This is a genomic window from Longimicrobium sp., assembly GCF_036554565.1.
Lineage (GTDB): Bacteria > Gemmatimonadota > Gemmatimonadetes > Longimicrobiales > Longimicrobiaceae > Longimicrobium.
The window spans coordinates 1-6,717 of sequence record NZ_DATBNB010000725.1 but is presented as its reverse complement, the minus strand read 5'-3'; the positions used below and the strand labels follow the sequence as shown (position 1 = coordinate 6,717).

General features: G+C 68.9%; 7 protein-coding genes. 4 read left to right on the top strand and 3 right to left on the bottom strand.

Annotation, left to right across the window (positions count from 1 at the left end):
* The 4 genes from VIB55_RS20365 to VIB55_RS20350 all read left to right on the top strand — a co-directional run.
* The coding region (locus VIB55_RS20365) for an erythromycin esterase family protein (protein WP_331878505.1) at positions 1 to 1,146 on the top strand (1,146 nt) is incomplete at its 5' end.
* Positions 1,147 to 1,471: 325 nt separating this feature from the next.
* On the top strand, positions 1,472 to 3,076 hold the full coding sequence (locus tag VIB55_RS20360; protein ID WP_331878504.1) for an NAD(P)/FAD-dependent oxidoreductase: 1,605 nt from the start codon (positions 1,472 to 1,474) through the stop codon (positions 3,074 to 3,076).
* A 335-nt stretch (positions 3,077 to 3,411) separates the two neighbouring features.
* Positions 3,412 to 3,708: a hypothetical protein gene (locus VIB55_RS20355; protein ID WP_331878503.1), complete on the top strand. Its 297-nt coding sequence runs from the start codon at positions 3,412 to 3,414 to the stop codon at positions 3,706 to 3,708.
* A gap of 73 nt (positions 3,709 to 3,781) precedes the next feature.
* Entirely contained in the window at positions 3,782 to 4,048 is a 267-nt protein-coding gene (locus VIB55_RS20350; RefSeq protein WP_331878502.1) for a hypothetical protein, read from the top strand.
* A 176-nt stretch (positions 4,049 to 4,224) separates the two neighbouring features.
* Here VIB55_RS20350 and VIB55_RS20345 read toward each other — a convergent pair whose 3' ends face one another.
* From VIB55_RS20345 to VIB55_RS20335, 3 genes are all read right to left on the bottom strand, one after another.
* Positions 4,225 to 5,211 (bottom strand): threo-3-hydroxy-L-aspartate ammonia-lyase, encoded by a 987-nt coding sequence (locus VIB55_RS20345; protein ID WP_331878501.1) that lies wholly within the window; start codon positions 5,209 to 5,211, stop codon positions 4,225 to 4,227.
* A 63-nt stretch (positions 5,212 to 5,274) separates the two neighbouring features.
* On the bottom strand, positions 5,275 to 5,523 hold the full coding sequence (locus VIB55_RS20340) for a hypothetical protein (protein WP_331878500.1): 249 nt from the start codon (positions 5,521 to 5,523) through the stop codon (positions 5,275 to 5,277).
* 309 nt (positions 5,524 to 5,832) lie between these two features.
* A partial coding sequence (locus tag VIB55_RS20335; protein ID WP_331878499.1) for a ThiF family adenylyltransferase occupies positions 5,833 to 6,717 on the bottom strand: 885 nt, incomplete at its 5' end.

The following is a 6,717-nucleotide window of genomic DNA, read 5'->3' as shown; positions in this document are numbered from 1 at the left end:
TACCGCGAGCGCGCCCGCATCACGCAGCGGCTCATCCGCGACAAGGGCTTCACCGCCATCGCCATCGAGGGCGAGTGGCCCGACGCCATGCGCGTGGACCGCTTCATCCACGGCGAGCCCGGCGCGGCGACCCCCGAGCAGGCATTGGCGGGATTCGTATCCGGTTTCCCCGAGTGGATGTGGGCCAACACCGACATCCGCGACCTGGCCGCCTGGCTGCGCACCCACAACCAGGCGCAGCCCGCGGCCCAGCGGGTGTCCTTCTACGGCCTGGATGTCTACAGCTTCTACGAGTCCGCCGACTCGGTGATCTCCTTCCTGGCGCGGACGGACCGGACCGCGGCGGCGCGCGCCCGGCAGCGGTACGCGTGCTTGTCCCGCCATCGGCCGAACCCGCAGGAGTACGGGATGGCCGCCAACACCGCCGGCCGTCCGCTCTGCCGCGAGCAGGCCGTGGCGCAGGCGGCGGAGATGGAGGAGCGCTACGGGGCCCATCCGCACGTGGCCGCCGACACGCGCACGGACGACGAGCTGTTCTCGGCCATGCAGCATGCGCGCGTCGTCCGGAACGCAGAGGAATACTATCGGGTGATGTTCGAGGGCGGGCCCACGTCGTGGAACCAGCGCGACCGGCACATGGCGCAGACGCTGGAATCCATCGTCACCCACCTGGAGGCGCAGGGCAAGACGCCCAAGGTGGTGGTGTGGGCGCACAACACGCACAGCGGCGACGCGCGGATGACGGAGATGGGCACCGGGGGCGAGCTGAACGTGGGCCAGCTGATGCGGCAGGCGTACGCGGAACGCTCGTTCCTGGTCGGCTTCACCACCTACGCTGGAACGGTGTTGGCCGCGGAGGAGTGGGACGCGCCCGGCCGCCTGCGCCGGCTGAACCCCGCGCTGCCGGAAAGCTACTCGGGCCTCTTCCATCGCACGGGCCTCCCCGCGTTCCTGCTGACCTTCCGCGGGCGCGAGGAATTGAGCCGGGTCTTCGGTGAGCCGCGGCTGGAGCGGGCGGTGGGCGTGATCTACGCGCCGCGCACCGAGCGGCAGAGCCACTACTTCAACGCGGTGATGTCGAAGCAGTTCGACGCGGTGATCCACGTAGACAGCACCACCGCCGTCACGCCGCTGCGCATCCGCTGATCCCAACCGGCCCGCGGCGGCCGCCGCGGCTCGTCCGCGGGGCCTCGCCGTTCCGGACACAGTCGGCACGCGGAAATGGCGCAGGGCTGGAGCATGGTGCGTGTGACCCATTGCCCGCCCTTGGGGCCGTCGGGTGCCGTGGAGCGCATGTCCCGCGTGTGGACCCGGCGCCACACGCCTCCACGAAGTTCCATCCACGCGCCAGCGTTGTCCCGCAACGACTTAGCTCGGGACCCACCAGTGCTCCCGCCCGGAATGCCCGTTGCCTTTCCCACCCGCCGAGGACGATCCACGACCCAACCGAACCCGATCCCCAAGGCACACCATGGATAAATTCGACGCCGTCTTCATCGGCAGCGGGCACAACGCGCTGGTCGCCGCGGCGTACCTTGCCCGCGCCGGGCAGAGCGTGCTGGTGCTGGAGCGCAACGACCGTCCCGGCGGTCTGGTGCGCACCGACGAGCTGACACTTCCCGGCTTCAAGCACGACACCTTTTCCGCCGCGCACCCGCTCTTCCTCACCGGCGCCGCGTACGCCGACCTCGGTCCCGAGCTGCAGGATCGCGGGCTGCGCTACGTCAACACGGCATACCCCACGGGCGTGTCGATGGAGGATGGGCGCACGGCGCTGTTCCCCGTGGACTTTGCCGAGGCGGTGGCGGAGTGCGAGCGCCTGGCGCCCGGCGACGGCGCCGCGTTCGCCACGATGATGCAGGAGTTCGGCGCGCACGCCGGCGACGTGTTCGGGCTGTTCAACCAGGACCTGGCCTCGGACGACGCGCGCAAGACCATCCGCCGGCTGATGGTGAACCCGGATGGTCCGGGCTTCACCGAGTTCGCCGCCGACTTCTTCACCAGCGCGCGCGACGTGCTGGAGGGCCGCTTCCGCTCCGACGTATTTCACGCCATGGTGGCGCCCTGGGTGATGCACCTGGGCCGCACGCCGGACGGCGCCAACGGCGGGTTCTGGGTGCCGCTCACGCTGATGGCGCTGATGGGCGGCGGCATGGCCATTCCCGTCGGCGGGTCGGAGATGCTGGCCAAGTCGCTCGTGAAGCTGATCGAGGACCGCGGCGGCGTGGTGCGGTCCGGCACCCCGGTGGAGCGCATCCTCGTCAGGAACGGCCGCGCGTATGGCGTGCGGACCGCGGACGGTGAGGAGATCCACGCGCGCACCGTGGTCGCGTCGGTGAACCCCGACCAGCTATACCTGAAGCTGCTGGAGGGCTCCGACGTTCCGGCCCCGCTCGTCCGCCAGGCCGGCAAGTACCGCTACGGTCGCGGCTGCGTGCAGATTCAGCTGGCCCTTTCCGAGGCGCCCCGCTGGGCCGACGAGCGGATGGCGCGCACGGGACAGCCGCACCTGACGCGCGGCATGGGCGCCACCGCCGAGCACGTGACGCAGGCGCTGAACGGCCAATTGCCAGCGAACCCCACCATCTCCATCGACTGCCCCACCAACCTGGACCCGTCACGGGCACCGGAGGGCAAGTCCATCCTGCGCATTCAGGTGCTCGAAGTCCCCAACCGGCCCAAGGGCGACGCCGCGGGGACCATCGAGGTGGGCGACGGCACCTGGACCGACGACCTGAAGCGCCGCTACGCCGACCGGCTGGTGGACATCGTGGGCCGCCACCTTCCGAACGTGCCCGGCGCCATCCTGGGAATGCACGTGACCTCTCCCGGCGACATCGCGGCCTTCAGCCCCAACGCCGGCCCGGGCGATCCGTACGGCGGCTCGCACGACGTGGCGCAGAGCTACCTGTTCCGCCCGATGGCGGGCCAGCCCAGCCATCGCACCGTCGTTCCCAATGTGCATATGCTGGGCGCCGCCACCTGGCCGGGGCACGGCGTGAACGGCGGATCGGGCTACATCGTGGCCCAGGAACTCCTCGGCGCCAGGAAGCCCGCCGAAGCCGCCACGGCCTGAGTATTTTCGGCAGGCGCTGAACAACGCGCGGGGCCGGCGGATCATCCCCCGGCCCCGTTTTGCTGCGCGTGAGCGGTTCCAGTGGCGCCGACAGGGAACACCTTTTGCGTCACAACGCAAACGGCTGAATCTCCCAAGCGCCCGCCATCGAGTGGCTGCCGGCCGGGATAATTGCGGCCCCTGTGCGTGCCGTTTACGCCTTCGCGTTCGTGACGGACACGCTGCCATTGGGTTACGAGTTGAGCTGTGTGCTGCGGCTGCGCTACGCGTGGTCGTTCTCGTCGGACCTCGCGGACGCGAGGCCGGCATTTTCCCACCGCCCCCGGGAGGACCCCATGCGCACCAAGCTCAAGCTGAACCTGGACCAACTGGCCGTGGATTCGTTCGATACCACGAAGACCGAGGCGAAGACCGGCACCGTGTTCGGAGAGCAGTGCACCTGCTACACCAATTGCACGTGTCCGGGCTGCTACACCTGCGATGCCTCGTGCAACGGAACCTGCGGCGCGTCGTGCAACGGCACCTGCTACGAAAACACCTGCGCCTGCACCGACACCCAGTACGACACCTGCAATCGCTACAACTGCGGATACACCGCGCTCCAAACCAACTGCAACGAGATGTGCCTCTAAATTGATGACGGGCGGGGGCGCCATGCCTCCGCCCGTCCGGTGTTTTTCCTCGGCCTTTACGATGGAGAACCCCATGCGTACCAAGCTCAGGCTGAACCTGGACGAGCTGACCGTCGACTCATTCGACACCACCAAGCCCGAGGCGAAGACCGGCACCGTGTTCGGTGAGCAGTGCACCTGCTACACCAACTGCACGTGCCCGGGCTGCCCCACCTGTGATGCCTCGTGCAACGGCAGCTGCGACGCCACCTGCAACGCCTCGTGCAACGGCACCTGCTACGAGCACACCTGTGGTCCGGACACGAACTGCGGCACCTGCGAGCCCTGGAACTGCGGGTAACTCCGCCACGTAGAGCAACCGCGGCGAATTCCGCTCCTAAACGAGCGACGGACGGAGGCGCGGCGCCTCCGTCCGTTGGCGTATTTCCCTTAATCGTACGAGGGAGGGCCCGCATCCGCCGCGCCCGCTCGGCGCGCGCTGACCGGTCGACAGCCCGCGCGCCCCTCGAAGCACCGCTACGCCAGCAGCGTGCAGGCGTTCGCCAGGTCCACGTTTCCGCCGCTAATCACCACGCCGATGCGCTCGCCGCGGAAGGCGTCCGGATCCGATATCAGCGCGGCGAGCGGAACGGCGCCGGAGGGCTCCACCACCAGCTTCATCCGCGTCCACAGGAAGCGCATCGCCTCGACGATGGCCTCCTCGTTCACCGTGCGCATCTCGCTGACGTTGTCGCGAACCAGCGGAAAGGTCAGCCGGCCCAGCGCGGGTGTGCGCAGGCCGTCGGCGATGGTGGGCGGGTTGCGGACGGACTGCAGGGTGCCGGTGCGGAACGAGCGCGTGGCATCGTCGGCCAGCTCCGGCTCAACTCCCACCACGCGGATGCCGGGCCGCAGTGAGCGAGCCGCGAGCGCGGAACCGCTCAGCAGCCCGCCGCCGCCGCACGGCGTCACAATGACACCCAGATCCGGCGCCTCTTCCATCAATTCCAGCGCGGCCGTGCCCTGCCCGGCGATCACGTCGGCGTGGTCGTACGGCGGAACGAGGGTCATTCCGCGCTCCTGCTGAAGCTGGGCGGCCAGCTCTTCGCGCGAGGTGGTTTCCTTGTCGTACAGGATCACCTCGGCGCCGTAGCCGCGGGTGCCCTCGATCTTGGCGGCAGGCGCATCGTCGGGCATCACGACGACGGTGCGCACGTCCAGGATGCGGCCGGTGAGCGCCACGGCCTGCGCGTGGTTGCCCGACGAATACGCCAGCACTCCGCGCGCGCGCTCGTCGTCCGTGAGCTTGGAAACCGCGTTGTACGCGCCCCGGAACTTGAACGCGCCGCCACGCTGAAGGTTTTCGCACTTGAAGAACACGTGCGCGCCGAGCCGTTCGTTCAGCGTGCGCGATGTCATCACGGGCGTGTGATGGGCCACGCCGCGCAGCCGGTTGGCGGCGTCGCGCACGTCCTCAGCGGTGGGGAGGACGATGGATTGGGCCTGCGGTTCGGACTGCGACATCGTTTTCGTTCGGGATGTTGTGATCGCCCGAGGGCGAAGGGTTTCGGACCGGGGCCGGGCGCGTCAGGCAGCGCCGCCCGTCACGCGGGCAAGGTGCGGCGCTCTCCTCAACCGCCGGAGAACGAACCAGAGCATCGCCTCGGCCGAGAGCAGCACCACCCCGATGAAACCGGCCGCCGTCCGAACCTTCTCATGATCCTCCGGCTCGGGAAACTCCTCGAGCGAGCCGTGAACGTAGTACGCGATGTCAAGCGCGAGCACCAGCCCGATGACGATCATCGTCAGCACCACCGCATATCTCGCGGTCTTCATTGGAGATCCCAGGATGCGATGAGTTGGGCCGTGGCTGTCGTCATGCTTCGGTCCCTCCCGCGATGCGCCTGGGGCGTGGCTCGCGAGGTTCACCCGCTCGGACTGTGTCGAAGGCGAAGTTAGGTGCGTCTCGCGAAGTGTGTGGCGGATCCCTCAGTCGCTGCGGACTTTGGCGTGACGTCGGGTTGGCCGTGGCCGCTCGATCGGGATGACATCGCGCCGGCTCCCGCACTCCCGCACTCCCGCACTCCCGCACTCCCGCACTCCCGCACTCCCGCACTCCCGCACTTTCGCACTTTCGCACTCCCCTCAGTACTTCGGAATGCTGGGGTCCACCTCGTCGGACCACGCCAGGATGCCGCCCTTCAGGTTCAGTAGCCGTTCGTACCCCTGCGCACGCAGGAAGTGCAGGACCTGCGCGCTGCGTCCGCCGGAGCGGCACTGCAGCACCACCTCGTCGTCCCCGCTGATCTCGTCCATCCGCTCGGGAACCTCCCCCATGGGGATCAGCCGGGCGCCCTGCGGCTCCAGGTTGCCGATCTCCCACTCGTGGGGCTCGCGTACGTCGATGATCGTCAATTTGTCTCCCCGGTCCAGCCGCTCCTTCAGCTCCGACGGGGTGATTTCGGGCACGCCGAACATGTCGTTCTCCGGTTGGGCGCCCGGCGGCTCGTATCCGCAGAAGCGCTCGTAATCGATCAGCTCGTGGACGGTCGGATCGTCGCCGCAGACAGGGCACGCCGGGTCGCGGCGCAGCCGCATCTCGCGGAACCTCATCCGCAACGCATCGAACAGCAGCAGCCGGCCCACCATGGTGTCGCCGGTGCCCAGCAGCAGCTTCAGGGCCTCGAGCGCCTGCACGCATCCCACGATGCCGGGAAGCACGCCGAACACGCCGGCCTCGGCGCAGTTGGGCACCATCCCCGGCGGGGGCGGCTCGGCGAACAGGCAGCGGTAGCAGGGGCCGCCCTCGGCCGCGAACACCGAGGCCTGCCCCTCCCAGCGCAGGATGGAGCCGTAGACGTACGGCTTCTTCTCCAGCACGCAGGCGTCGTTCACCAGATAGCGCGTGGGGAAGTTGTCGGTGCCGTCGATGACCAGGTCGTAGTCGCGGACGAGGTCGAGCGCGTTTTCGGACGTGAGCCGCGCGTCGTGCGTGGTGATGGTGACGTCCGGGTTGAGATCCGCGAGCCG

Bases quoted from the DNA above. Each gene is read 5' to 3' on its own strand.
- VIB55_RS20355 (WP_331878503.1), top strand. From the start codon at position 3,412: ATGCGCACCAAGCTCAAGCTGAACCTGGACCAACTGGCCGTGGATTCG.
- VIB55_RS20360 (WP_331878504.1), top strand. From the start codon at position 1,472: ATGGATAAATTCGACGCCGTCTTCATCGGCAGCGGGCACAACGCGCTG.
- VIB55_RS20345 (WP_331878501.1), bottom strand. From the start codon at position 5,211: ATGTCGCAGTCCGAACCGCAGGCCCAATCCATCGTCCTCCCCACCGCT.
- VIB55_RS20350 (WP_331878502.1), top strand. From the start codon at position 3,782: ATGCGTACCAAGCTCAGGCTGAACCTGGACGAGCTGACCGTCGACTCA.
- VIB55_RS20340 (WP_331878500.1), bottom strand. From the start codon at position 5,523: ATGAAGACCGCGAGATATGCGGTGGTGCTGACGATGATCGTCATCGGG.